15 protein-coding genes are annotated in these 25,389 nt (G+C 56.4%); 11 read left to right on the top strand and 4 right to left on the bottom strand.

What is annotated here, in order from left to right; translation table 11 throughout:
* Positions 1 to 7 precede the first annotated feature (7 nt).
* The 9 genes from murC (at position 8) to mutT (ending at position 12,295) form a co-directional block, all read left to right on the top strand.
* Entirely contained in the window at positions 8 to 1,450 is a 1,443-nt protein-coding gene (gene murC, locus AAFH99_RS07285) for a UDP-N-acetylmuramate--L-alanine ligase (RefSeq protein ID WP_043317385.1), read from the top strand.
* 12 nt (positions 1,451 to 1,462) lie between these two features.
* Positions 1,463 to 2,302, top strand: coding sequence for a cell division protein FtsQ/DivIB (locus tag AAFH99_RS07290; protein ID WP_043317383.1), 840 nt, complete (start codon positions 1,463 to 1,465; stop codon positions 2,300 to 2,302).
* A 91-nt stretch (positions 2,303 to 2,393) separates the two neighbouring features.
* Positions 2,394 to 3,629, top strand: a complete 1,236-nt coding sequence (ftsA, locus tag AAFH99_RS07295; RefSeq protein ID WP_043318403.1) for a cell division protein FtsA — start codon at positions 2,394 to 2,396, stop codon at positions 3,627 to 3,629.
* A 76-nt stretch (positions 3,630 to 3,705) separates the two neighbouring features.
* Positions 3,706 to 4,908 carry a cell division protein FtsZ gene (ftsZ, locus tag AAFH99_RS07300; RefSeq protein ID WP_043317381.1) on the top strand — a complete coding sequence of 401 codons (1,203 nt, stop codon included), beginning with the start codon at positions 3,706 to 3,708 and terminating at the stop codon, positions 4,906 to 4,908.
* A gap of 559 nt (positions 4,909 to 5,467) precedes the next feature.
* Positions 5,468 to 6,379 carry a UDP-3-O-acyl-N-acetylglucosamine deacetylase gene (gene lpxC, locus AAFH99_RS07305; RefSeq protein WP_043317379.1) on the top strand — a complete coding sequence of 304 codons (912 nt, stop codon included), beginning with the start codon at positions 5,468 to 5,470 and terminating at the stop codon, positions 6,377 to 6,379.
* A gap of 320 nt (positions 6,380 to 6,699) precedes the next feature.
* Entirely contained in the window at positions 6,700 to 7,638 is a 939-nt protein-coding gene (locus tag AAFH99_RS07310; RefSeq protein ID WP_043317377.1) for a M23 family metallopeptidase, read from the top strand.
* A gap of 186 nt (positions 7,639 to 7,824) precedes the next feature.
* On the top strand, positions 7,825 to 10,572 hold the full coding sequence (gene secA / locus AAFH99_RS07315; RefSeq protein WP_043317376.1) for a preprotein translocase subunit SecA: 2,748 nt from the start codon (positions 7,825 to 7,827) through the stop codon (positions 10,570 to 10,572).
* Between the two features lie 116 nt (positions 10,573 to 10,688).
* The gene (argJ, locus tag AAFH99_RS07320; RefSeq protein ID WP_406829054.1) at positions 10,689 to 11,885 is read left to right on the top strand and encodes a bifunctional glutamate N-acetyltransferase/amino-acid acetyltransferase ArgJ; all 1,197 of its coding nucleotides are present in this window, start codon (positions 10,689 to 10,691) and stop codon (positions 11,883 to 11,885) included.
* Positions 11,886 to 11,896: 11 nt separating this feature from the next.
* A complete protein-coding gene (gene mutT / locus AAFH99_RS07325; RefSeq protein ID WP_406829055.1) occupies positions 11,897 to 12,295 on the top strand; it encodes an 8-oxo-dGTP diphosphatase MutT in 399 nt (132 codons plus the stop codon).
* 277 nt (positions 12,296 to 12,572) lie between these two features.
* Here the strand turns inward: mutT and nagX are convergent, their stop codons facing one another.
* The 4 genes from nagX to AAFH99_RS07345 all read right to left on the bottom strand — a co-directional run bounded on the left by nagX (position 12,573) and on the right by AAFH99_RS07345 (position 19,097).
* Entirely contained in the window at positions 12,573 to 13,670 is a 1,098-nt protein-coding gene (gene nagX / locus AAFH99_RS07330) for a transmembrane glucosamine N-acetyltransferase NagX (protein WP_406829056.1), read from the bottom strand.
* Between the two features lie 266 nt (positions 13,671 to 13,936).
* The gene (locus AAFH99_RS07335; RefSeq protein WP_406829058.1) at positions 13,937 to 17,050 is read right to left on the bottom strand and encodes a glycosyl hydrolase family 18 protein; all 3,114 of its coding nucleotides are present in this window, start codon (positions 17,048 to 17,050) and stop codon (positions 13,937 to 13,939) included.
* 281 nt (positions 17,051 to 17,331) lie between these two features.
* On the bottom strand, positions 17,332 to 17,790 hold the full coding sequence (locus AAFH99_RS07340) for a hypothetical protein (RefSeq protein WP_043317372.1): 459 nt from the start codon (positions 17,788 to 17,790) through the stop codon (positions 17,332 to 17,334).
* 164 nt (positions 17,791 to 17,954) lie between these two features.
* Positions 17,955 to 19,097: a fatty acid desaturase gene (locus AAFH99_RS07345; protein ID WP_043317371.1), complete on the bottom strand. Its 1,143-nt coding sequence runs from the start codon at positions 19,095 to 19,097 to the stop codon at positions 17,955 to 17,957.
* Between the two features lie 659 nt (positions 19,098 to 19,756).
* Here AAFH99_RS07345 and AAFH99_RS07350 point away from each other — a divergent pair.
* Both AAFH99_RS07350 and AAFH99_RS07355 read left to right on the top strand, forming a co-directional pair.
* Positions 19,757 to 21,769: an ATP-binding protein gene (locus AAFH99_RS07350; protein ID WP_406829060.1), complete on the top strand. Its 2,013-nt coding sequence runs from the start codon at positions 19,757 to 19,759 to the stop codon at positions 21,767 to 21,769.
* Between the two features lie 182 nt (positions 21,770 to 21,951).
* Positions 21,952 to 25,350, top strand: a complete 3,399-nt coding sequence (locus AAFH99_RS07355) for an EAL domain-containing protein (protein ID WP_406829061.1) — start codon at positions 21,952 to 21,954, stop codon at positions 25,348 to 25,350.
* The last annotated feature ends 39 nt before the right edge of the window (positions 25,351 to 25,389 follow it).

Below are 25,389 nucleotides of genomic sequence, written 5' to 3' on the forward strand. Positions count from 1 at the left end.
AATTGTTATGAGCGAAACGGGCGAGCGCCACTATCACGTACCCGCTATGCGTCGTATACGCCGTATCCACTTTATTGGTGTGGGTGGTGCGGGAATGAGTGGTATTGCAGAAGTGCTGCAGAACCAGGGCTACGAAGTATCAGGCTCGGACCTGCGCGACAGCAAGGTAACCGAGCGACTGCGCGGCCTGGGCGTAAAAGTGCAGATAGGCCACACCGCCGAAAACGTCAGGGACGTTGATGTCGTGGTCAATTCTTCGGCCATCTACGGTGATAACCCCGAGTTGACTGCGGCGCGGGAGAACCGCATCCCTGTGGTGCGCCGTGCGGAGATGCTCGGTGAATTGATGCGGTATCGCTACGGCATTGCGGTTGCCGGAACCCATGGTAAGACCACGACTACAAGTCTGATTGCGTCAATTTTTGCCGCTGACGGCAAGGATCCCACGTTTGTGATTGGCGGGTTGGTGAACAGTGCCGGCGCAAATGCCGCGCTCGGTGAGAGTCGCTACCTTGTGGCCGAGGCGGATGAGAGCGATGCCTCCTTCCTGCATCTGCAGCCGATGGTTACCGTAGTGACCAATATCGATGCGGATCACATGGAAACCTATGGTGGAGATTTCGAAAAGGTCAAACAGATCTTCATCGACTTTATTCACAACCTGCCATTTTATGGGCTGGCGGTGATGTGTGGTGACGATGCAAATGTTCAGGAGATTATTCCTAAGCTGGCGCGACCGGTCGCCACCTATGGATTCGATGAGGGTAATGACTTTCGCATCAGTGATGTGCGCCAGGAACCGCTGCGCAGTTTCTTTAATGTGTTGCGCCCCGATGGCAGCGTAATCGATGTATGCGTCAATGTACCCGGTATCCACAATGTACTGAATGCGACGGCAGCTATCGCAGTGGCGTCTGAAGAAGGGGTAAGCGACGCCGCTATCCGCGAAGGGCTGAAAGGCTTCCAGGGCGTTGGGCGTCGCTTCCAGATATACGGTGAGTACCCAGTCAGTGACGACCCGGATGCGGACAAGGTCATGTTGGTGGATGACTACGGCCACCATCCCCGAGAAGTGGCCGCGACGATCAAGACGGTGCGTGACGGTTGGCCAGAGCGGCGGCTGGTGATGGTGTACCAGCCCCATCGATATACCCGTACCCGGGATTTGTTCGAAGATTTTGTGCAGGTGCTTTCACAGGTCGACAAGCTGGTTCTTCTGGATGTATACAGCGCGGGCGAAGCAGTAATCCCGGGTGCCGATGGGCGAACTCTGGCGCGTAGCATTCGCAATCGCGGGCAGGTGGATCCGATTTTTGCTGAAAAAGTTGACCAGGTACCACCAATCCTTGCGGATCTTCTGGAGCCTGGGGATATCGTGCTTACCCAGGGGGCAGGTAACGTTGGTGGCCTGGCCCAGCAATTGTCGGAATGGCGCCTCGGCGACAAGTAACGGTAGCCGGCAGTGGGTAGAGAAACAAAATCGTCCCGCGAAAAAGTGGCGAAGAATAGAAAACCGAAGAAGGCGGTGCGTGGCGCTCGCGCTTTACCGAACCCGGATCATCAGTCCGCACCAGGGGTGCTGCGTGTTCTTGGTACGGTCTGCATGTTGTTGCTGGTCGCCGGTGCGCTGGGTTACACCGCGCACTGGCTCTGGCAGAAGGCCCCTGCGGTGGAATTGAGCCGCATGGATGCCCTGGAAAATGTGCGTGTGAAGGCGCCGTTCCGAGCAGTCAGTGAGAAAGCGGTCGAAGATATATTGCTACCGCACCTGAGTAACGGCTTCTTCGCAATGAATATCGATGAGATACGCAATGCGCTGTTGGCCGATCCGTGGATTGTTAACGCAACGGTAAGTCGCCGGTGGCCCAACGGGATTGAGGTCGTCGTTGAGGAAGCAGAGCCGCTCGCGATCTGGGGCGGAGACCAACTTCTGATCGCCAGCGGGGCTTTGTTGCCACGACCGGAAAATTTGAAAGACCTGCGGTTGCCGGAGTTGGCTGGCGACGCAGATCTGGTGGATCGAATCATGATGCAGTACCAGGCCTTGGCTGGACTGTTGACCACCAAAGATATGGAAGTGCGCCGCCTCTCATTCGATGACCTGGCGGGTTGGCAGCTGGAGCTGGTGAGCGGTATTCATTTGCAGCTCGGGCACGATGAACTGCTGGAGCGGGTCGATCGCTTTCTCAGTTTGACACGCGGCGTACTGGCGCCGCATCTGCAAAAAGTCGCGGGGGTGGATGCCCGCTATAACAACGCAGTTGCGGTGCAATGGAAGGCAACGGAAAACAAACAAAACTGACAACAAAACAGGCAGATAAAAAGCGGTACCTGGCCCTGATCCGACATGCACAATGTGGATCGGCGCAATGTTCCGCGAGGTTGAAATACGAATGACACAGTCCTCAGAACCACGCATGATCGTCGGGTTGGATATCGGTACATCCAAGGTGGTGGCGATCGTTGGTGAAGTTTCCGGAGACGGCGAATTGAATATCGTCGGAATCGGCTCTCACCGCTCTACCGGTATGAAGCGGGGCGTGGTGGTGAATATTGAATCCACAGTGCAGTCTATTCAGCGCGCGGTGGAAGAAGCCGAGCTCATGGCGGGCTGTGAGATTCACTCGGTGTATGCGGGTATTGCCGGTAGTCATATTCGCAGTCTGAATAGCCACGGTATCGTGGCGATCAAAGACCGCGAAGTGACCCAGCAAGATCTGGATCGTGTAATTGACGCTGCGCGGGCGGTGGCGATCCCCGCGGATCAGAAAATCCTTCACACCCTGCCGCAGGAATACCTGATCGACAATCAGGAAGGGGTGAAAGAACCTCTGGGGATGTCCGGTGTACGCCTCGAGGCAAAGGTGCACCTAGTCAGTGGCGCGGTGAATGCGGCGCAGAATATCGAGAAGTGTATCCGCCGCTGTGGCCTTGAAGTGGAAGACATCATTCTGGAGCAATTGGCTTCCAGTTATGCGGTGTTGACCGATGATGAAAAGGAGCTCGGTGTCTGCATGGTAGACATCGGTGGTGGCACCACGGATATTGCGGTTTTCACCGGTGGCTCTATTCGACACACCGGGGTGATTCCTATTGCCGGCGACCAGGTAACCAATGACATTGCCATGGCATTGCGTACACCGACGCCTCACGCGGAAGACCTGAAGATCAAATATGCCTGTGCGTTGGCAAAGCTCGCCCGTGAAGGGGAAACCATCAAGGTGCCGAGCGTGGGCGACCGCGCGCCGCGGGACCTGTCCCGCCAGGCGCTGGCGGAAGTGGTGGAGCCTCGGTACGACGAATTGTTCACATTGGTGCAGGCGGAGTTACGCCGTAGCGGTTTTGAAGACCTGTGTGCTGCGGGCATTGTATTAACGGGCGGTTCTTCAAAAATGGAAGGTGCCGTCGAACTGGCGGAAGAAATTTTCCATATGCCTGTGCGCCTGGCCGTACCACAGGGTATTGCCGGACTGACCGATATCGTTAGCAACCCCATCTATTCCACTGGGGTGGGCTTGCTGATGTATGCCATCAAGGCGGAAGAGAGCAAGGGTAGCCAGCCCCGAGTCAAGCACGACGAAAACCAGTGGTGGGACAAGGTTAAACACTGGTTTAGAGGCAACCTTTAGCAGGGGGCCCTAATGCCGAAAATAAATACCCGGACAAATTAATAAATTTGGACATGAGCAAAAAAGGGGAACAGCAATGTTCGAACTCGTAGATAGCGTACAGGATAAGCCTGTCATTAAGGTGATTGGAGTCGGTGGTGGCGGCGGTAATGCCGTCAAGCACATGATTGCCAGTGAAGTAGACGGCGTGGACTTTATCTGTGCCAATACCGATGCTCAGGCGCTGAAAGATGTGGAAGCGCAGACCATCCTGCAGTTGGGAAACACGATTACCCGAGGCCTGGGCGCGGGCGCGAATCCGGATGTGGGCCGTCAGTCTGCGTTGGAAGATCGCGAGCGCATCGCGGAAGTACTGACCGGTGCAGACATGGTATTTATCACTGCGGGTATGGGGGGGGGTACTGGTACCGGCGGTGCTCCAATCGTGGCGGAAATTGCCAAGGACCTGGGTATCCTCACCGTTGCTGTGGTCACTCGTCCGTTTATGATCGAGGGGCGCAAGCGTACCACCGTGGCAGAAGAGGGCATCCTCGAGCTGCGCGACAAAGTGGACTCTCTGATCACCATCCCCAACGATCGCCTGCTGGAAGTGCTCGGCAACAAGATCACCATGAAGGCCGCCTATAAGGAAGCTGACAATGTACTGCTGGGCGCGGTGCAGGGGATTGCCGACCTGATGATCCGTCCCGGTATTATGAACGTCGACTTTGCGGATGTGCGTACCGTAATGTCTGAAATGGGTATGGCGATGATGGGCTCCGGCTCTGCGGTCGGTGAAAACCGTGCCCGCGAGGCGGCAGAAAAAGCGGTGCGCAGCCCGCTTTTGGACAACGTCAACCTGCAGGGCGCTCGCGGCATTCTGGTGAATATCATCACCGGAAGCGAAGAGGCCGGCTGTCAGGAGCTGACTCTGGGCGAATACTCCGAAGTGGGGCAGATTGTTCAGGAGATCGCCTCCGACGACGCCACCGTGGTTATTGGTACCGCGGTGGACGACAAGCTGGGTGACGAGATGCGTGTCACTGTCGTGGCCGCGGGCCTCGGTGATGCCGGTGCCCAGGTCGCCCGCCCGACTAAAGTGGTTGATAACACCCGTCGCGCTGAGCCCCGTGAGTCGGTTCGTCCAGCGGCGCCGGCAGAGACTGCCCGCGAGACGCAAGAAGTGCGCAACAACGCCCGCGCTGAGGTGAAGCGCGAGCGCGCCATGCCGTCCCTCAGCCCGGATCAGGATATGGAATACCTGGATATTCCTGCATTCCTGCGCCGTCAGGCGGACTGATACCGTTTGGCTCTTTGGGTCCAGCAGGGTATTCATCACCCTGTGAGGGGCTCGCTGGAGCAGCGGCGGCATCTGCTCATGTCTGTGCCCGGCGAAATTCCGGGCATTCGCCCACTCCGGCGAGGAGAGCGGAACCTTCCTAACCTGAGGTACCGCTCCCCCCAGGGCCGAAAGCGCAGCTTTTGGATAAGAACAGACAGGGAAGAAACTGGTAGTACATCGCAGGAAGGCGGTGGCATTCAGGGGGAATTCAGCAACCCGACCATAAAATGTGGTGACCTTCAGGTTTTGGGCGTAAGTTAACACTTGTTAACCTCCAGCAGCCTGGTAAAGGCGTACAATAAACACCAGATTGTTTCCGGCCTGTGCGCCGATCTGGCGCAATAGTCTTCTCAGTGGACTATGCTTTTGGGAAGCAGGGTGGAAATGGTGTGCCGTAACTGCAGACACTCCGGGAAATGACCGAACGGGTTTCTGTAGTTTTGGCGTATATTTTCTGTTACTATCGCCGGCTCGCTGCGGTTCGTGCGCAGCTCACCGATTGGGAACCTAGATATAGATGATCAAACAGCGCACTCTCAAAAACGCTATTCGTGCCACTGGTGTTGGCCTGCATACCGGTAAGAAGGTCATTTTGACCCTGAAACCGGCGCCGGTGAACAGTGGTATCGTATTCCGTCGGGTCGATCTGGATCCGGTGGTTGAGATTGAAGCGCGTGCTGAAAACGTGGGCGACACCCTGCTCTCCACCACTTTGGTGAAGGGTGACGTGCGTATAGCCACGGTTGAGCACCTGCTGTCCGCCATGGCTGGTCTGGGTATCGACAATGCGATTGTCGAACTGTCCGCCCAGGAAGTGCCGATCATGGACGGCAGTGCCGGTCCTTTCGTGTTTCTGATTCAGTCTGCAGGTATTCAGGAGCAGGCCGCTCCCAAGAAATTCCTGCGGATCAAGAAGCCGGTGACTGTGGAAGAGGGCGATAAGGTTGCCAGTTTCCTGCCGTTTAACGGCTTCAAGGTGTCTTTCACCATTGATTTTGATCACCCGGTTTTCGAGGGGCGCAACCTCAGCTCCTCTGTAGATTTCTCCAGCACCTCCTTCGTGAAGGAAGTGAGCCGTGCGCGTACCTTTGGCTTCATGCACGAAATCGAGTATTTGCGCTCCAAAGGTCTGGTGCAGGGCGGCAGTGTGGATAACGCCATCGTTATCGACCAGTACCGTATCCTCAATGAGGGTGGTCTGCGCTATGAAGACGAGTTCGTGAAGCACAAGATTCTCGATGCCATCGGCGACCTGTATCTGCTGGGTACCAGTGTGATCGGTGAGTTCAAAGCCTTTAAATCCGGTCATGCTCTGAACAACAAATCCCTGCGTACCCTGATGGCTCAGGAAGACGCATGGGAAATGGTTACTTTCGAAGATGAACAGGAAGCGCCAATCTCTTACGTCAAGCCGATTCTGGCGGTGTAAGAAGCACTTGACGCAAAAGCCGGCACGAAAATTGCCGGCTTTTTTGTTTGTGGCGAGCAATGATTTGTGCGCCAGTATTCTTATTTCGCCGCCAGTGCGTGTTACATTGGCTGGCACTCGCCATGAGGATGGCGCCCGGGGCAAGCAGGATGCGGCAGTCCCGGCCTCCGACAGAAGTCACTGAAGAGCCGTGTGTAACGGGCTCGTGCGCGTTTTGACTGGAAACTTCTGGTCTCGATGCTGTGACTGAAAGACTGTCGAGGGCCGAATACTAAAACAACAATTTGTCGCAAACCTTGTACGTCAGAAATGCGCCTGAAATGAAAGTTATCCTCGTCAATGACCGCGGCGGTGTGTCGCGCACTTTCAACTTCGGTGGCCTGAGTAAAGCTCTGCTCGGCCTCTGTCTGTTGGGCCTGCCCGTTGGCGCGTTGCTTATCGGGGCCAACCTTCCCGCTACAGAATCCGACGTATTCGACTCCCGCGCGGTCAAGGCGTGGAACAAGGCCTTGCGCAAACAGCAGGATCAGATTCAGGAAGCGGATCAGCAGGCGCGTGAGCAGCTCACCGCACTGACGGTAAAGCTTGCGGAGATGCAGGCTCGGCTGACCCGCCTGGACGCGCTGGGTGAGCGGCTTACTACCATGGCCAAACTGGATGAAGGTGAGTTTCAGTTTGGCAGTATGCCCGCTGTGGGCGGCCCGGAAGACCCGGGTATCAGTGGTGCCAGCGAGCTCCCCTACCAGCCCCCCGAGTTTCTCGAAGTCATCGGCGATCTGTCCGATCAAATCGAAGACCGCCAGATGCAGCTGCAGACGCTGGATAACCTGATGGCGCGCCGCCAGTTGCAGGACGAACAGTTTATCGCCGGCCGCCCGATTACTCGCGGTTGGATGTCTTCCCGCTACGGATACCGTACCGATCCGTTCAGCGGCCGCCGCTCCTGGCACAAAGGTGTCGATTTCGCCGGCAAGAAGGGCTCTGATGTTGTGTCCGTGGCGGCCGGCGTGGTGACCTGGGCGGAAGATCGTTATGGCTATGGCCAGCTGGTGGAAATCAACCATGGCAATGGCTATAAGACCCGCTACGGGCACAACAGTGAACTCAAGGTCAAGGTTGGTGATGTGGTCAAGCGCGGCCAGGTGATCGCCCTGATGGGTTCCAGTGGCCGCTCCACCGGACCCCATGTGCATTTCGAAGTGTATAAAAACGACCGACCGGTCGATCCTGCCAGCTATATCCGCCGTACCGGCAGATAACAACTATCCTCTATTCTTGCGCACGGGGCCCTTGTAATCCCGTAATGGCGCCCGCAACTCTGGTGTTTGCACCAAGTTAGACTGTTGCGGCGTCTGGCGCCTTCCTGTTTACTTGCACTCTTTTCTGCGCAGAGGCCCCATTTTTGGCCCTGCAGGCATAATCAGCATTAATGTGGTTTCTGAATAATGATTGGCAAACTGATAAAAACGGTCTTCGGCTCAAAAAATGACCGCGAACTGAAGCGCATGCGCAAGGTTGTCGCGAAGATTAACGCGCTGGAAGACGACTACAAAGCGCTGGACGACGCCGCGCTGAAAGCCAAGACCGATGAGTTCCGCCAGCGTCTGGCGGATGGTGAGACCCTCGACAAGATCCTGCCGGAAGCCTTTGCCGCGGTGCGCGAGGCCAGTGACCGCACCCTGGGAATGCGCCACTTCGACGTGCAGATGATTGGTGGTATGACCCTTCATGAAGGGCATATCGCCGAGATGCGCACCGGTGAGGGTAAAACCCTGGTGGCGACATTACCCGCCTACCTGAACGCGCTGGAAGGGAAGGGTGTTCACATCGTAACCGTGAATGACTATCTCGCCAGCCGCGACGCCAACTGGATGCGCCCGGTATACGAGTTCCTCGGCCTCACGGTTGGAATCGTGGTCTCTCAGCAGCATCCGGAAGACAAGAAAGCGGCCTACCAGGCAGACATCACCTACGGTACCAACAACGAGTTCGGCTTCGATTATTTGCGCGACAATATGGTGTTGCGCAAGGAAGATCGTACCCAGCGCCCGCAGAATTTCGCCATTGTGGATGAGGTGGATTCCATCCTGATCGACGAGGCCCGCACCCCGCTGATTATCTCCGGTGCCGCGGAAGATTCTTCTCAGCTGTATATGGCCATGAACAAGCTTGTGCCGCAGCTGGAGCGCGGCGAAGAAGGTGGCGAAGGTCATTACACCGTGGACGAGAAGAGCCGTCAGGTAGAGATGACCGAAGAGGGGCACCAGCTGATCGAAGATCTGCTGACTCGCAACGGCCTGCTGAAGGAAGACGAATCACTTTATGCTCCCGGTAACCTGGGCCTGCTGCATCATGTCAATGCTGCCCTGCGTGCCCACGTGCTGTTCAACCGCGATGTGGATTACATTGTGCAAAACGGTCAGGTGGTGCTGATCGATGAGCACACCGGCCGCACCATGCCGGGCCGCCGCCTGTCCGAGGGCCTGCATCAGGCGCTGGAGGCCAAAGAGAACGTTCAGATCCAGAGTGAGAGCCAGACGCTCGCCTCCACAACATTCCAGAACCTCTTCCGCTTTTATCCGAAACTCGCCGGCATGACCGGTACCGCGGATACGGAAGCCTTCGAGTTCCGTCAGATCTACGGTCTGGATGTGGTGGTGATTCCCACCAACCGCGAGAAGCAGCGCGAAGACCTCAATGATCTTGTGTACCTCACCAAGGAAGAGAAGCTCGAAGCCATTATTGAGGACATCAAGTACTGCCGGGATAAAAAGGCGCCGATTCTCGTCGGTACCGCGTCCATCGAGACCTCTGAGGAAATGTCCCGACTGCTGCAGAAAGCCAAGATCGAGCACCAGGTGCTGAACGCCAAGTTCCACGAAAAAGAAGCCCAGATCATCGCTCAGGCAGGTCGCCCGGGTACCGTGACCATCGCCACCAATATGGCGGGCCGCGGTACTGACATTGTGTTGGGGGGTAACTGGGAAGCGGAAGTCGAAGAGCTGCAACAGAGCGAAGGGCGAGAGGCAACTACGGAAGAGATCGAGAAGATCAAATTCGAGTGGAAGAAGCGCCACGAAACCGTGATTGAGGCTGGCGGCCTACACATCATCGGTACCGAGCGCCACGAATCCCGCCGCATCGACAACCAGCTGCGGGGCCGTGCCGGTCGACAGGGTGACCCGGGTGTGACCCGCTTCTACCTTTCCCTCGAAGACAACCTGATGCGTATCTTTGCCTCCGATCGGGTGAAGAACTTTATGCAGATGCTGGGTATGGAGCGCGGCGAAGCCATCGAGCACCGCATGGTGTCTAACGCCATCGAAAAAGCCCAGCGCCGTGTGGAAGGACGCAACTTCGATATCCGTAAGCAGCTGCTGGAATACGATGATGTCGCCAATGACCAGCGTCAGGTGATCTACTCACAGCGCAACGAGTTGCTGGAAGCAGAGAACATCAGTGACACCATTACCGCCATTCGCGACGATGTGGTAAACGAAGTGATTTCTGCCCATGTGCCCCCGCAGAGTGTGGAAGAGCAGTGGGATATTCCCGCGCTTGAGCAACAGCTGGCATCCGAGTTGGGGCTGCAATTACCGATACAGCAGTGGCTGGACGAAGACCGCACCCTGCACGAGGAAAGCCTGCGGGAAAAAATTGTTGAAGAGTCACAGAAGGCGTATCAGCAGAAGCTCGCACGTATTGCCGAGAGCACAGGCGATGAAAACCTGATGCCCACAATCGAGCGTCAGGTGATGTTGCAGGTGCTGGATCAATTGTGGAAAGAGCACTTGTCCAGCATGGATCATCTGCGCGCGGGCATCGGTCTGCGCGCCTACGCCAACAAGAACCCCAAGCAGGAATTCAAGCGCGAGTCTTTCCAGTTGTTCCAGACCCTGCTGGAAAACCTCAAGCACGAGGTAATCCGCGTGCTGGCCCATGTAGAGCCGATGACCCGCGAGCAGATGGAAGAAATGGAGCAGCGTCGTCTGGAGGCTCAGCGCCGTCAGCAACTGGAGTTGCAACATGCCCAGGCTTCAGCATTGCCGGAAACAGAAACCGCCACGGCGGAAGCAACTCCGGAGCCGGTACGTCGTGGGCCCCGTGTTGGCCGCAACGACCCTTGTCCCTGTGGGTCGGGTAAGAAGTACAAGCAGTGCCACGGCAAGCTGACTTCCTCCACTCCTACCTGAAAACTATTGTGCAGTCGTTATTGACGCATTAGATTCTGTAAAGGCCCGCCCTTACCCGGCGGGCCTTTTTATTTATAATTCGCGCACTACCCGCTTTTGCTCAAGGACGTAACCTCATGGCGCAGCCACTTCCTCCGGTTCCCGGTATCCGCCTTTCCGCCGTTCCCGCCAAAATCAAAAACTGGCAGCGTGACGACCTGTTGCTGATCGAAATCGCCGAAGGTGCCAGTGTTTCCGCGACCTTTACCCAGAACGCCTTCTGCGCGGCACCGGTGCTGGTGGCCAAGGAGCACATTCGCCAGGGGCAAATTCGCGCGCTTTTGATCAATGCTGGCAATGCCAATGCGGCCACCGGAGAGCGAGGCCTGAAAACCGCGCAACAAAGCTGTGAAGGGGTCGCGAACGCGCTTGAAATCAAAGCGCGGCAAGTACTGCCATTTAGTACCGGGGTGATTGGTGAGCACCTGCCGGTACAGAAGATTCTCGACGCGTTGCCAGCGGCTGTGGATAACCTGCAGGCGGATGCCTGGGACAGTGCGGCCAGAGCCATCATGACCACCGATACCCGTCCCAAGACGGCCAGTCGTACTGTCGATATCGGCGGTGAGGCCGTCACCATCGCTGGTATCGCCAAGGGGGCTGGTATGATCCAGCCGAATATGGCGACCATGCTGGCGTATGTGGCTACCGACGCGTGCATTGCGCAGTCAGTGCTGGACGAACTGGTTAAGGAAGCGGTGAATGCTTCGTTCAACCGCATTAGTGTGGATGGCGATACGTCCACCAACGACGCCTGCGTGCTGATTGCCAGTGGCGCCACCGGCCGTGAAATTGAAAGGGGTAGCGAGGCCTTTGCACAGTTGAAGGCGGCCATTGTGGATGTGCATATCGAGCTAGCGCAAGCCATTGTGAAAGACGGTGAGGGTGCGACCAAGTTTGTTACCGTGCGGGTGAACAACGCGGCCACCCCAACTGAAGCACTGCGTATGGCGTTTGAAATAGGTGAGTCACCACTGGTAAAAACCGCGATGTACGCATCTGATCCGAACTGGGGTCGTCTGGTAATGGCGATTGGTAATGCGGGTGCCGAGAACCTGGATACCAGTAAGATCAGTGTGTTTCTCGATGATGTCCAGATTGTAGAAGCCGGCGGTCGCGCAGATAGTTACACCGAGGAAGCTGGGCAGAAAATTTTTGCGCAAGCGGAATTCACTATTACCGTGGACCTGCAACGGGGTGATGCTTGTGAACACATCTGGACCTGCGATTTCTCCCACGAGTACGTGACCATCAATGCAGAGTACCGCACTTGATGGACGCGTCGGTGATCAAGCATATTCACGTTGCAGTCGGTGTCATTCTCGGCGTCGATGGTCGAATCCTGTTAGCCAAGCGTCCCGACCACCTGCATATGGGTGGCCGATGGGAGTTTCCGGGCGGCAAGGTCGAGGACAGTGAGACCATTCAACAAGCGATGAGTCGAGAGCTGAAAGAAGAGCTCGATATTGAAGTGAAAGCCATGGAGCCGCTAATCGAGGTTCGCCATGACTATGGGGATAAGCAGGTGTTTTTGGATACCTGGTTTGTTACCCAGTTCAGCGGAAAAGAGCGCGGTGTTGAGGGGCAGGAGCTGGCTTGGGTTGCTGTTTCAGAATTACCGGATTTTTGTTTTCCGGATGCTAATCAGCCTATTGTTGAGGCTTTGCTCGAGCGCCTTGGTTAAGTACGGGGTCCGCTAAGTTCTTCTGCAGGATTGGTGGCGGAAAAGCACTGGGTACGGGTTTTCAGGACCGCTGTGAATACGTCCCTGTACGCTGCGTCGCAAACATCCCTGTTTGCGACGCTCCTGAAAACCCGCACCCAGCACTTTTCCTTCACATCAAAATAATCACTTCGTAGCGGCAATGAGATTGTTCAATTCTGCTTAATCTGTGCACAGAGTTTAAATCGAATACCTGGTGCTCAGCCGCCACCAATCCAGTCAAGCGGAGCCCCGAAACTCAAGGGCTAATAAAGATCCCACGCTTGAACAAGAACCGCAGCACCAACCACTGCAGCAAAATCACACCACAGGCAATCACCAAAATCCCCACCGCTTCGGGCAAGGCTGAAGCAATCCCACCGAACACACTCTTACTGGAATATGTCCAGTTCACCAGGCTGGTACCGAGATACACCAGAATCGCATTACAACCAATCACCGAGAAAAAGTAGGTGAAGGTTTCCCAGTGCCACATATCCACAACCAGGTAGAAAATACCTAAAAGAAGCAAGCAGCAACCGCAGGTGATCAATACAAACGAGCTGGTCCACAGCTCCTTGTTCACCGGGTAAATCCAGTGCCATAAAAATCCTACGAGCAGACAGGCCGCAGCGCCGATAAACAGGCCTTTGAGAATGGCTCCGTGATCACCCGCATTCCTGCTGAGCCAACGGCCGGCGAAGACGCCGAACATGGCGTTGGAAATGGCTGGGATAGTGGAGAGAACACCTTCCGGGTCGTAAGCGCGGTTTTGGTAAGTGATTCCCGGCAGGAAATGTTGATCCACCCAGGCGTTCACCGAGCCCAGCGGTGTGTAATCGCCAGCGGCAGCCTGAATCAGCCAGTATCCCAGCAAGATGCCGGCAGTAATCGCGTACTGAGTACGAATGCCGAAATGCCAAACGATCATCGCCGCAAAAAACCAGGCAAAACCGATGCGCGCCAACACACTGGCATAGCGGATTTCACCCAGGTCCGCCGGGATGCCGGTACCCCAACCGTGGTTATAAAGAACCCCCAGCAATATCAGTAAAAACAGGCGCTTGATAGCCTTGCGGTAAACTGGTGCCCGCTGGCTGATCGGCAGCCCCTGTAAAGATTTGTTGGCAAGTCCGAGGGTGACACCGGAAAGAAAAATAAACAGTGGAAAGATCAGGTCGTAAAAACTGAAGCCGTGCCACTCGGTATGCTGCATCTGCCCGTGCCCAAACTGGAAAATGGACCAGCCGGTGAGCGCAAATAGCGGCAGGAACAGCGCCTCGCCGCCGATAATCCAGAACATATCGAAGCCGCGCAGGGCATCGACGGAGGCAAGTCGTTGTTTTTTACTGACCATGATTGTTACTGCTAATCAAAAATTGAATGTAAACGCGCTGTGGCAATTTCCCAAGGTAACCCTGTTTCAGATTTCTCATGGATGAAAACCAAAAAAAGCCCCGACCGGAGCCGGGGCGAACATAGGAGCAAATCCTGTACAGGAGTTCCTATCAGTCACAACGCAGAGAGAGAATTGTTGAATATCTGTTTTGTCGAGCTGCCCATCCTGTGAGATTGGACCGGCGCTGCGTCGCCGGCCCGGTTAGTCTGGTTATCTGGCGGAGTTCAGAGATTGCAGACGAAGCTCCAGCTGCCGTCCGCAGTGCCTGGTTCGGACTGAGTCCACCACTTGGCCTCGAATACACTGTTGTTGTGGATGATCTGGTCACCACTCGCTGCGTGATTACCCCGTGGCCACTCGGGGTAGGTGACCAGGCCACTGGTATCCACGCCCGCATCGCTACAGCTCTCACCGCTACCGCCCCCAGAACTGCCACCGGAGGAACCGCCACCGCTGCCGAGCTCGGCAATGGGCAGATCGGGGTATTCGAAGGCCAGTGCGTAGGTGGTTCCGTTGACCGTTGCGGTGTAAGCCTGAGGGCCGGAGACCGGCAGGTAATAATTCAGAGTCATATCCCAGGATTCACCATCCGCCAGGTCCTGCCACTCTGGAAGGCTGAAGCGCACACGGTGGAACTCATTTTCCAGGCCGCCCACGTTACCCCCACCGGCGTTGGCCCCATCCTCAATGACTTCCAATCCGGCACCGCTCTGGTCGGTGATGATGTTGGATGTGGAGGTGGGCATGTCAAACTCGAACACAGTACCGCCGGGCAGTACGCCACCGGTGTTGTTGGTAATAAACAACTTCGGATTCAATGGGTAGTTCTGATCGCCTAACTTGAAATCCGTGATCTCGATGCCGATATCCAGTGCTTCATCCGGCACCACGCGATCGGTACGCAGGTGGCGGTACTCACTGGCGTTGGCGAACTTGTCGTAGGCCAGGGTAGTGAGTGTGTCACCCATAAAGTACTCACCTTTGGACGCATCCCAGTCGTAGTCGCCGGCCAGCTCCCAGAACATGATGCCGCCGACGCCCTCGTCGATAACGTATTGCACCTTGGCGTCCATGGACTCTTCGTCTTCGGTGGAGATAAAGACGCTCTTCTGAGCATTCCACAGCCAGGGGGCTTCAGAGACGCTGTCGTAGTTACGCTCGTAGGTGCCTACCAGGGCATCTTCGGGATCGTTGGCCGGGTTCAGGCCGTAATCGGTGAGATAGCTGCCGAGGATGCCGTTTTCCAGGTTCTTGGCATGCCACATGGGGTTGGAGCCCGCGCCCATCTCTTCACCGATACTGTTTTTGTCGTGCCACATGTTGTCGATACCGACAGCGCCGTTCCCGCAATCGGAAGCGCCACCAGTACCCTCAGGGCATTCTGACTGAGCCGGTAGTGGTGCCGAGCCGCCGAGGCCATTGGTGCCGCCGGAAACACCCTGCCAGCCGCGGGTGTAGTAGGGGATGCCGATATTGATACGGCCTGCGGGCATCGAACCGCGGAAATACTTCACCGCCCAGTCGATATTCAGGTAGCCGATACCGCCGTACTGGGAGGTGCTGTAGACACTAGCGGCTGCCAGCTCCGGATCATTGCCGTTGTCGAACAGCGCGGAGTTGTGACCGACATATTCATTCCAGGCGCCGTGCAGGTCATAGGTCATGATATTGACGTAATCCAGGTACTGGGTGATCTGCATGGTCTCCATGCCGCGTAGCAGGTAGCCGGAAGATGGTGATGCGATGGTCAGCATGTAGTGGGTGCCATCCTGCTCACCGGCTTCGTCCAGTTTTTCTCGCAGAACGCGCATCAGCTCCACATAGGACTCCATCAGGGCGCCGCGCATGGGGTTGGATATGCCGAAGTCCAGCGGGTTGCCGGCATCGTTCATGCTGGTGGGATATTCGTAGTCGATGTCGACACCATCGAAGCCGTACTGGCGAATAAAGTCCACAGAAGAGTTGGCGAAGGCCTCGATACCCTGGTGGTTGATACTGCCATCGGCGTTGGTGGTCATGGTGTAGAAACCGCCATCGGCCACTCGGTCGCCGTTTTCATTGAAGTGGCCACCGGTTTCTGCCCATCCACCCACGGAGACCAGAGTCTTCACGTCCGGATACTGGTCCTTGAATTTGGACAGCTGATTGAAGTGGCCCTTGTAGGGGTAGTCGGGGTCGGTTTCGGCACCGGGGACACCATTCCACTCCATTCCGGTTGCGGGGTTGCCGGGGTCACTGGTATTGCCTACCGAAACGGAGTAATCGCTGCCTACGTGGGCGAAGGCGTAATTGATGTGGGTGATTTTCCCCCACGGAATGTCTTTAACCAGATAGCTCGGCTGCCCGTTGGCGCCGTTACGCCAGCTGGTGAAGTAGCCAATGATGCGGCGTGGGTGGTCCGCGCCCATATCTTCGCGCCCGTCCGCGTCATAAATGGCGCAGTAATTGGGTGCCGTGCCGGGTGTGGTGTAGAGCCCATCCGGGCGACAGGGGTGATCCCCGATCACCACCGCTTCATCTTCTACGGTAATCGGCACCTCTGCGGAAGCTTCCAGCTCGTCGTTATCGGAGGCGACGGCGGAAATCGTGTGGTTGCCGAGCGTTGCGGTCCAGGAAGCTGTGTACGGTGCGGTGGAATCGGTACCGATCAGGTTGCCGTCAACGTAGAAGGCTACCTGGGTTACGCTGCCGTCGCTGTCGGAGGCACTGGCGCTGATATTCACACTGTCACCCGTGGTATGGGTAGAGCCGTTGGCGGGTGCCGTAATACTGATTTCCGGAGCAACCGGCCCGACCACGACATCTTCTTCCACGGTAAAAGTGACCGGCGCGGTGGTGGTGGTGAGATTGTCATTATCTGTGATGCGGGCGGTGAGAGTGGGCTCTCCGGCTACCGCAGTCCAGGTAGTTTGCCAGGGCGCGGCGGTGTCGGTGGCGACCAGTGCTCCGTCGATAAAGAATTCAACGGAGGTAACGGTGCCGTCGGAGTCGGATGCAGATGCGGACAAGACAACGCTGTCATTCTCGTTGTGGGTAGAGCCGGCGGTCGGCGCGGTGATCGATCCCTGTGGCGGTGCGAGCGGGGGGGGATCGCCATCTTCGCAGACACCCAGCAGGCTCCATTCCTGATACTGGCCGGAGTGCTGTTCGGGGTTCTGATTCTGAGTCCACCAGTTTGCCTTGTAGGCGTTGTCGTTATGCTGGACCTCCGCACCCCCGGAGTAGGCGGTGGCGGCTTCCCAGACCGGGAGTGACGTGCAGTCGACGGCGGCGTAGCCGTGTCCCGCAGTGAGCATGGCAGCGGTCATCAGACCGAGCCTGAGCTTTGAGCTGATCATATAATGTTCACCTTGCGGCAGATTATTTTTATTAAATTACGACGCTAATACCTCGGCGCCGCCAAATGACATCGCTGTCAAAATAGCAATCGCCGTGGGTCGAGGCAACACCCACTTTTCATAAAGTGGTCACAATCGAGCTTTTAACGCCAGAAAATACCGCTGAGGTGAAGTCGGGAGGAAGGTAGCGCCCGTCCTCGCCCTGTACTCTCCCGAGCGGAGCACCGGGAGCCAGAGCGGAGCACCGGGGGCGGGCGATGGGCGAACGCGGTGCAGGGCGGTTACATATCCCAGAGGGAGTTAGTGGCCATGGACAGGGTAATACGCTCCTTGTCTTGGATATGCTTGAGGTTTTCGAAGACTTCCTTGACCTCCACTGACTCGATAGATCCGTATACGGAGTGGTACAGCTCGGAAAAATAGCGGTCAACCTCCTGGCCGAGCTTGTTGATTTCATCGATTGACGGCTTTTCGCTCAGATCGAGGTTTTTCAATAGCTCTCCGGCAGATTCCTCATTGGTGTATTGCAGCCAGGTCTGCATGACCTTCTGCTCCGCTACCGCGCCGTAATTCTTAAGGTTGTTTGCCATGCGCAGCTCGTGTTCGTACAGATGTTTGAGCAGCAGCTGGGTGCGGTTGTCCTGGGCATTCTCCAGCAGCTGCTGGTAAACGCCGGCCATATCCAGATGAAATTTCTGGGCGTCCTTGAGAACTTCGTGGGCCTGTTTGAACGTCTTCATCAATAGCGCCTTCTCGTTGATTGATGTAATTATAGTTTTCCTGATCGCTCGGGAGTGCGACCTTTCTCTTATGGTTATAGTGCATATCCCGAGGCGTTCAAGTCATCGCCAGTGATTGATGTCCAGATACAAAAAAGGCGACCCCTTGGGGTCGCCTTGTGCGTTTACACCGTGGCCGGAGCCAGGTGGAACTGCTCCATCATGATCTGTAAGCGTTTGCGCTGCATCTTCAGGCTGTACTCCAGCTCTTTGACGCGGGTACGGATGGTCGCGTTTTCCCATTTTTCTACGAGACGCTCTCGGGCACTCTCATAGCGAGTCTGTTGCAGTTCCTTCCACTCTGCGAGAGCGGCGGAAAAGTCCTGTGCTTCGCGTTCCAGCAGCTGCTTCCAGCTTTCCTTGTGCTTGGAGTTTTCCAGTTTTTTCTCTGCGCGCTTGAACTGCATGGTCAGCATTGCTCTTTGAATGCGCATTGCCGGCACGGTTTTAAGGTTGCGCGCCAGGCCCAGCCAGCTGGCGGTCTTGATCAGCCACTTGGTGGGGTCCCACTGGTACCAGCGGATACCGTTGCGATAATCGGTCTGAAAAATGTGATGGTAGTTGTGGTAGCCCTCACCGAAGGTGAAAAATGCCAGCAGATCATTATCGCGGGCGGTATTTTCATCGGTATACGGACGGCGGCCCCAGATATGGGCAAGGGAGTTGATAAAAAAGGTGGTGTGGTGGTTCACCACAATGCGCAATACGCCGGCCAGCAGCAACATGCCCAGCACATCGCCGGTGAGCAGGCCGAGCGCCAGGGGCACGCCGACGTTCATGGCAACGGTAATGGGTACATAGTGGTTGTGCTGCCACATAACGATTTTGTCGCGTTGCAGGTCCTTGGCGTTGTCGAAGTCTACGGCACCACTGGGGTAATCCCGCAGCATCCAGCCGATATGAGAAAACCAGAAACCGCGATTGGCGGAATAGGGGTCGTGGTCATTGTCGTCACAGTGGCGGTGATGGCGGCGGTGACCGGAACACCAGATGAGTGCACTGTTCTGAAGCGCGGCGGCACCAAACAGCGCGTAAAATAGGCGCAGGGACCAGTGCGCTTCGTAAGTCCGGTGTGACCAGAGGCGGTGGTAGCCCGCGGTGATGGAAAAGCCGCAGAAGGCACCCAGCACGGCGAATGCCAGCCACTGGTACCAGTGATAACCAACCAGGAAGCCATACAGCGGTACCAGGGTCACGGCGACCAGCGCGGTACTGGCGAACAGTACGGTCGTGAGCCAGATACGGGGGGCTTCGGGAACTGCTTTCATATATTTACAACCTTGTTTAAACCTGCCGATTTCGGCGCTTGCGGCAGAGTCGCGGGCCGAAAGGGAAATGCTACCCCAGATACCGTCTCGGAACACGTTATTAGAGGGCGCACGTCCTGTAATTTGGTGGATATGAGACCTGTTTTTTGCCTCGTGGTTCTCATTTTCCCCGCGATGGGTTGGACGAAACTCCATTTTAGCTTGTCTTTCATGGGTAGAAAGTCAGGATTGTGCGTATATGTCCTTAAGTGCGTTATTTTGGTGCGTTGGTGGGTTTTTGCGTTCGATAATGGGTCAAGCGCTGTCATTTATCGTTAATAAACGCATTCTTAGAACAGGTTTTTCGTTATATGGTTTTCGATGTGACTAAATCTTGATCTATCTGGTCGATTTTAGAGTGAAATAGATATTTTTTTACTCTTTCTCAAAAGTTGGCACACCGGTTGCAGCATATTTACCGTGGGCCGCAAGGTCCACGCTCCGGGAATCCATCACGGGTTATGGCAATTGTAATAATGCGTGACTTCCCGTTTTCTCTCATCATCGCTATTTTTGGCCCCGCATTGCGGGGCCTTTTTTTATCTGGCGATAAGTGATTCACTAGCCGTATTCCGGCTGCATGCGCGGCCTTTCCTCAAGAGCAGCTGCACGGCAATACGGTGTCGAAGACGACCCCCATACACTCCAGTCCATTTGGTCTTCAACTTGCCAGCCCCGGCGAGTTGGAAGGCCTGTCGCCCGAGCAGGCACTGAATCAGGTGCAGTACCTGCATAGCCTGCTGTTGAGCGCAAATCAGGGAATCTGGGAGTGGCATCCTGAGACCGGAGAGCAGCGCGCTACCGGAAGTATCTGGCTGCAATTGCACCAGGATCCGGAATTGGCGCTATCCGGTATATGGAGTGGTGACCTGGACCTGGTTCATACCGATGATCGCGACGGTTTACTGGCGCTGCGCAATCGTTTGTGTCAGCAGGGAACCTTTGCCGATACCACGATGCGCGCTTATGCCCGCGACGGTCAACCGGTGTGGTTACGGGTCTGGGCTCGGGCGTTCAACGATCCCGCAGGGCAGCGATTCTTTCTGGGTGGGTGTACTGATTACACCGAACCGCTTTCGTTGCGCCCCCTGTCCAACTTTTCCGGGGAGCGTTTACAGCAGACGCTCAGCGCCATTGGTGACGGCCTGTGGGAGTGGGATCTGCGGGTCGATGAAATAGTGCTGGATAACACCTGTTGGAGCATGCTGGGATATGCCCGTGGACATAGCGACCCGGATGTCAGGGCGGCACTGGCTCGCTGGAAAACCCACATGTTCCCGGATGATTACCCCGATGTTAAACAGGCGATGGAGGACAACGTCCGTGAGCGGTTGCCGCTGGACGTGGCATTCCGGCTGAAACATCGCGATGGCAACACCCTCTGGGTGCGCGCTCGAGGTAACGTGCAGACTGACAGTGCCGGGCGCCCCATCCGGGTACTCGGGACCCTTGAAGATATCACCACCACCAAGAAAAAACAGATGCGTGCGAAAGAGGAGTTGTTGCGACTAAAGCAGCAGAACCGCGACCGCACGGAGCTGATTTCGAGCCTCGGGCACGAGTTGCGCACCCCGCTCAATGCGATCCTCGGATACAGTCAGATGGTCGAACTCGATCAAAGTGTGAACCCAAATCAGCGGCTGCGTCTTGCGGAAATCCGCAAGGCCGGGCAGCACCTTCTGCACCTGGTCGGAGATGTGATGGATCTCGCGCGAATCGACAGTCAGCGTCTCGCGCCCTCCATTGAGCCCGTTCAGCCCGCTAACCTGGTAGCAGACTGCCGGCAGTTACTGGAGCCTCTCGCAGATACCCGCAAGGTCAGCCTGACCTTCGAGCCTCTTGGTTGGGAGCGTGCTTTTGTCCTCGCTGACCCCGTGCGATTCAAACAGGTGGTTCTCAATCTTGTGGGTAACGCGATCAAATACAATCGCGAGGGCGGTCGCGTGGTCATTTCTCTGGCCCCCCAGGCTGAGGGGTGGTTGAGGCTGAGTGTTCTGGATACCGGCAGTGGCATTGCCGCGGCCAAGCAGCCGCAGGTATTCGAACCGTTCAACCGCCTGGGGGCGGAGCTGGGAAAGATCGAAGGCACCGGTGTCGGGTTGGCGATTGCCAAGCAACTGACCGAGGCCATGGGGGGGCGCATCGGATTTGATAGCGAGGAGGGGCAGGGCTCGGTATTCTGGATTGAATTCATGATGAACGACGCCCCAAATGAAGTGCTGAAAATGGCGGCGCGTCCCGACTACGCTCAGATGCTTCCGGCTTGCCGCCTGCTTTATATTACCGGGCGAACCGCCAATGCCAGTCGTATGAAAGTGGTGTTGGCATCTGTACAGCAGGCCGAAGTACAGACCTGCAACGATGCAATGCGGGGGATTTTTGCCGCGCGAACTGCGCACCCAGACGTCATCTTGATCGACAGTGAGTTACCTGGTGTGTCACTTCGGGATTTCGCCAGTATATTGCGGAGTGACCCAAGTACTGCACATATTCCACTTGTGGGTATTCTCGATCAGTGCAGTGAGGATGTGGATTTCTGCGTGCCGGCGAATTACGACCTCGCCGGTCTCGCTGAGGGATTGCGTTATGGGTTGTCACTTGGTCATATCGATGAGATCGAGGGCGGGCAGTAAGCTGTACATCCGGCTGCGGCTGCCCCTGTCCCCGGTTGGCGCGAAAGCTGTGGGCGTGAATGGCGCGTAAGGAATAACGATAAGATAGTGAAAGGACGTACTGCTTGAACGAGTCAGCGCCCGATACGGGAATCGCAGATCAAGGTAGCGCAAAACTTCGTGGGTTAGAGGCTCCTGCGAGTTTGCAGTCAACCCACGTCGAACAGGCGGTGGCGAGCGCATCGGGTGTGTTGTTGCTGGCTGTTGCCACCTTTGTACTCGCCTTTCTGTGCAAGCAGTTTCTCGATGTCAGCGACGGAATTGCCACCATCTGGCTCGCGGACGCATACACTATCGCCATCCTTTACCGGCATGCGTTTCGCTCGTGGCAGGTATTGCTGCTCGCCTCCTATACCGGTTCTCTGTGTGCTGCGGTGGCAGGGGAGGTGGCGCTGGTCAATGCGACACTGTATTCACTGGCCGGTGTTGTCGAGGCCAGTGTTTCGGCCACCATGTTGCGATTCTTTTGCCCCGCCGGCGACTTTTTCGACGGCGCAGGGCGCTGGCTGCGGTTCATCTGCTTTGGTGCGTTGATTCCGACATTTTTCGGTGCTGGATTTGGTGCTCTGGTGGCGATGGTGTTTGCCGGGCTGCCACCTGTTGATGTTTTTGTGGTCTGGTATCTGGCGGATGTCGTCGGGATAAGTATTTTTTTTCCACTGGTCTATCTGTGTACTTTGGGTGCCGGCTGCGAATCACTGTCTGCGCGGGCGATCCCCCACCTGCTACTGGTGTCCGTACTGGCGCTTGCCGGAATAATTGGTATTTTATTTACGGTTCCACATCCGTTTGTCTTTATCGTCCTGCCATTGATCTGGGCAGCGTCGCGCCTGGATCTGATGCAAACACTGTTGCTGGTATTTGTAGCCGTTGTCGCACAGCTTGCGCTATTCACCAATGCCCTCTCCGTACTGCCAGAAGAATTGCAAAAGCTCACTACCGCGCTGGACTTCCTTCCTCTGTATGCCGCTATCTTCCCCGCGTACATTATGGCAGTGGTCTCGCGGGTCGAGCGCAAGCGCAGTACGCGGATAGTGGAAGTGGAAAGCAGTTTTCGCGCCGCGATGGCGTCCTCCCGTATAGGTATGCTCCTGGTCACACTGGACAATCGTATACTTCAGGCAAATGCGAGCTTTTGCCGGTTTATCGGCTTTAGCGAGGTCGAACTGCGCGGTTTGCGGGTGGGGGAGGTGGTTGTACTGCCTACGGTCAAGGCTGGCGCAAGCCACGGGATGCCAACCTATGAGCGCCCGCCGCAGGATTTTGAATTCGGCTATGTGCAGGATGCGGAATGGCAATTCGTTCGCAAAAATGGTGAGCGGGTATGGGGGCACTGGTCGTGCTCGCTTGCCCGGGGTTCTCGCAACGAGCCGTTGTATGCGGTGGTGCAGATTGAAGATGTCGACTGGCGCAAGCGTAGCGAAGAACAGTTGGCGCGTGCCGAAGAGCGCTGGAAGTTTTCTTTATCGGTGACTGGTCAGGTGGTTTATGACTGGGATCTGGTTACTGGAAAAACTTTTTTTTCGGAGTGGCTCAGCAGTGGGATGGGTATTGATGCGCGCAAGCTCGCCAGTCGCAACGACTGGGTCGCGCGGGTGGCGGACGTTGACCGTTCGCGCCTGCTCGAGGCGCAGAAAGCGCACATTGAAGGTGGCGCCCCCGATATAGATTGCCAGTATCGTGTAGAAACCGACTCTGGGCAGTGGCGCTGGGTACATGAGCTGGCACATGTGATGGAATCGGCGGATGGTGGGTATCCATTGCGGCTGATTGGCGTGTTGCGCGATATCACCGAAAACAAGCAGATGGCCGAGTCTCTGGAAAAAGAAAAAGAGCACCTACAGGTGACCCTTACCGCCATTGCCGATGCGGTTATCGCCACAGACGAGCGCCAGCGAATTACCTTTATGAACCCGGTGGCCGAGCAGCTGACCGGCTGGAAGCTGGCGGAAGTGAGCGGCCACGACGTCCGTGAAGTGGTGCGCTTGTCCACAGGGCGCGACGGAGCCCTGGTGGCCAGCCCGGCACAAGACTGTCTCAATATGAACCTTCCGGTGATGTCCCCTGAGGGCACGGTACTGCATCACCGTGGGGGCGACTGTTATGACGTAAAGTGTTCAGCATCGCCACTGCGGACCAGTGATGGTTTGGTACTCGGTGCGGTACTTGTGTGTCAGGACATTACCGAAACCCGCCAGCTGATCCAGCAGCTTCGCTACAAAGCGAGTCACGATCATCTTACGCATCTGCCCAACCGCGAAGCTTTCCGGCGTGAATTATTGGAGGCGGTGAGTACCGTACGCAATACCGAGCGTGTGCATGTACTGGCGTATATGGACCTGGACCGCTTCAAGGTAATCAATGACAGCGCGGGGCATCAGGCGGGCGATGCGCTGCTTAAGAATGTCGCGCGCTTTTTGCGCGGGCACTTGCGGGAGTCCGATTGTGTGGCCCGCCTGGGTGGCGACGAATTTGGGGTTTTACTGCGTGACTGCGATAAAACGCAGGGGTTGGCACGCTGCGAGCAGCTGGTACGGAAAATTATTGCCCTGCGATTCCCATGGAGCGGCCGGATTTTCGATGTGGGCGCGAGTGTGGGTGTCACGGAAATTTCCCACAGTAACAGCCAGGTAGCCGACTTGATGAGCCAGGCAGATGTTGCCTGTTACTCTGCCAAGCACGCCGGCCGCGGTGTGGTGATGCTGTACGAGGCGGACCGGAGTGCGGCGGCGGAACAGCACCGGGAAATCCACATGGCCTCGCGTATTCGTGCCGCATTGGACGAGGGCAGCTTTCAACTTTACGCGCAGCCGATTGCCGGCGCCGGGGATACCTCCCGGATCCATCACTACGAAGTACTCGTGCGAATGCTGGATACAGACGGCACTCTGATTCTTCCCGGAGCGTTTATTCCGGCTGCCGAGCGCTATGGTCTGATGCAGCAGATTGACAGCTGGATTGTGCGGGAACTGTTTCAGACCCAGGGTGCAGCCGTTGCGGCCAGTGGACTGAAACTTGCGCTGAACCTCTCCGCCGACGCGCTCGGTGACAGCTTGTTTCAGCAACAGTTTTTTCACTTGCTGGAAGAGTCGGCGATTCCGCCGCAGCACCTCGGAATGGAAATTACCGAAACCGCAATGATCAATCAGATGGAGAGTGCCAGTCAGTTTGTAGCGGACTTGCGGGAAATGGGTTGTACCGTCGCCCTGGATGATTTCGGCAATGGACTGAGTTCATTCAATTACCTGAAAAGCTTTGCCATCGACTACATCAAAATCGACGGTAGTTTTGTGCGGCAGGTGGATTCCAATTTTGTCGATCTGATGATTGTCGAATCTATCAACCAGGTGGCGCACCGGCTGAAGGCGCAGACAATCGCTGAATTTGTGGAGGATCAGGCGACGGTCGAAAAGCTGCAGGCCATCGGTGTCGATCTGGTGCAGGGATACCATATTGGCAGGCCTCGGCCATTGGAACAATTGCTCCAGGAGACTCTTGTGTCGAAGGCGGAAGACGAGGTTGTGGTATTGGTCCAGAGCTGATGCGGGGCGCCAGATTGGGCAGATCGTTTCGGCAGCCGG

Source organism: Microbulbifer sp. ARAS458-1 (genome assembly GCF_045348205.1).
Lineage (GTDB): Bacteria > Pseudomonadota > Gammaproteobacteria > Pseudomonadales > Cellvibrionaceae > Microbulbifer.

Bases quoted from the DNA above. Each gene is read 5' to 3' on its own strand.
- AAFH99_RS07340 (WP_043317372.1), bottom strand. From the start codon at position 17,790: ATGAAGACGTTCAAACAGGCCCACGAAGTTCTCAAGGACGCCCAGAAA.
- argJ (WP_406829054.1), top strand. From the start codon at position 10,689: ATGGCGCAGCCACTTCCTCCGGTTCCCGGTATCCGCCTTTCCGCCGTT.
- secA (WP_043317376.1), top strand. From the start codon at position 7,825: ATGATTGGCAAACTGATAAAAACGGTCTTCGGCTCAAAAAATGACCGC.
- lpxC (WP_043317379.1), top strand. From the start codon at position 5,468: ATGATCAAACAGCGCACTCTCAAAAACGCTATTCGTGCCACTGGTGTT.
- ftsA (WP_043318403.1), top strand. From the start codon at position 2,394: ATGACACAGTCCTCAGAACCACGCATGATCGTCGGGTTGGATATCGGT.
- nagX (WP_406829056.1), bottom strand. From the start codon at position 13,670: ATGGTCAGTAAAAAACAACGACTTGCCTCCGTCGATGCCCTGCGCGGC.
- AAFH99_RS07310 (WP_043317377.1), top strand. From the start codon at position 6,700: ATGAAAGTTATCCTCGTCAATGACCGCGGCGGTGTGTCGCGCACTTTC.
- AAFH99_RS07345 (WP_043317371.1), bottom strand. From the start codon at position 19,097: ATGAAAGCAGTTCCCGAAGCCCCCCGTATCTGGCTCACGACCGTACTG.
- ftsZ (WP_043317381.1), top strand. From the start codon at position 3,706: ATGTTCGAACTCGTAGATAGCGTACAGGATAAGCCTGTCATTAAGGTG.
- murC (WP_043317385.1), top strand. From the start codon at position 8: ATGAGCGAAACGGGCGAGCGCCACTATCACGTACCCGCTATGCGTCGT.
- AAFH99_RS07335 (WP_406829058.1), bottom strand. From the start codon at position 17,050: ATGATCAGCTCAAAGCTCAGGCTCGGTCTGATGACCGCTGCCATGCTC.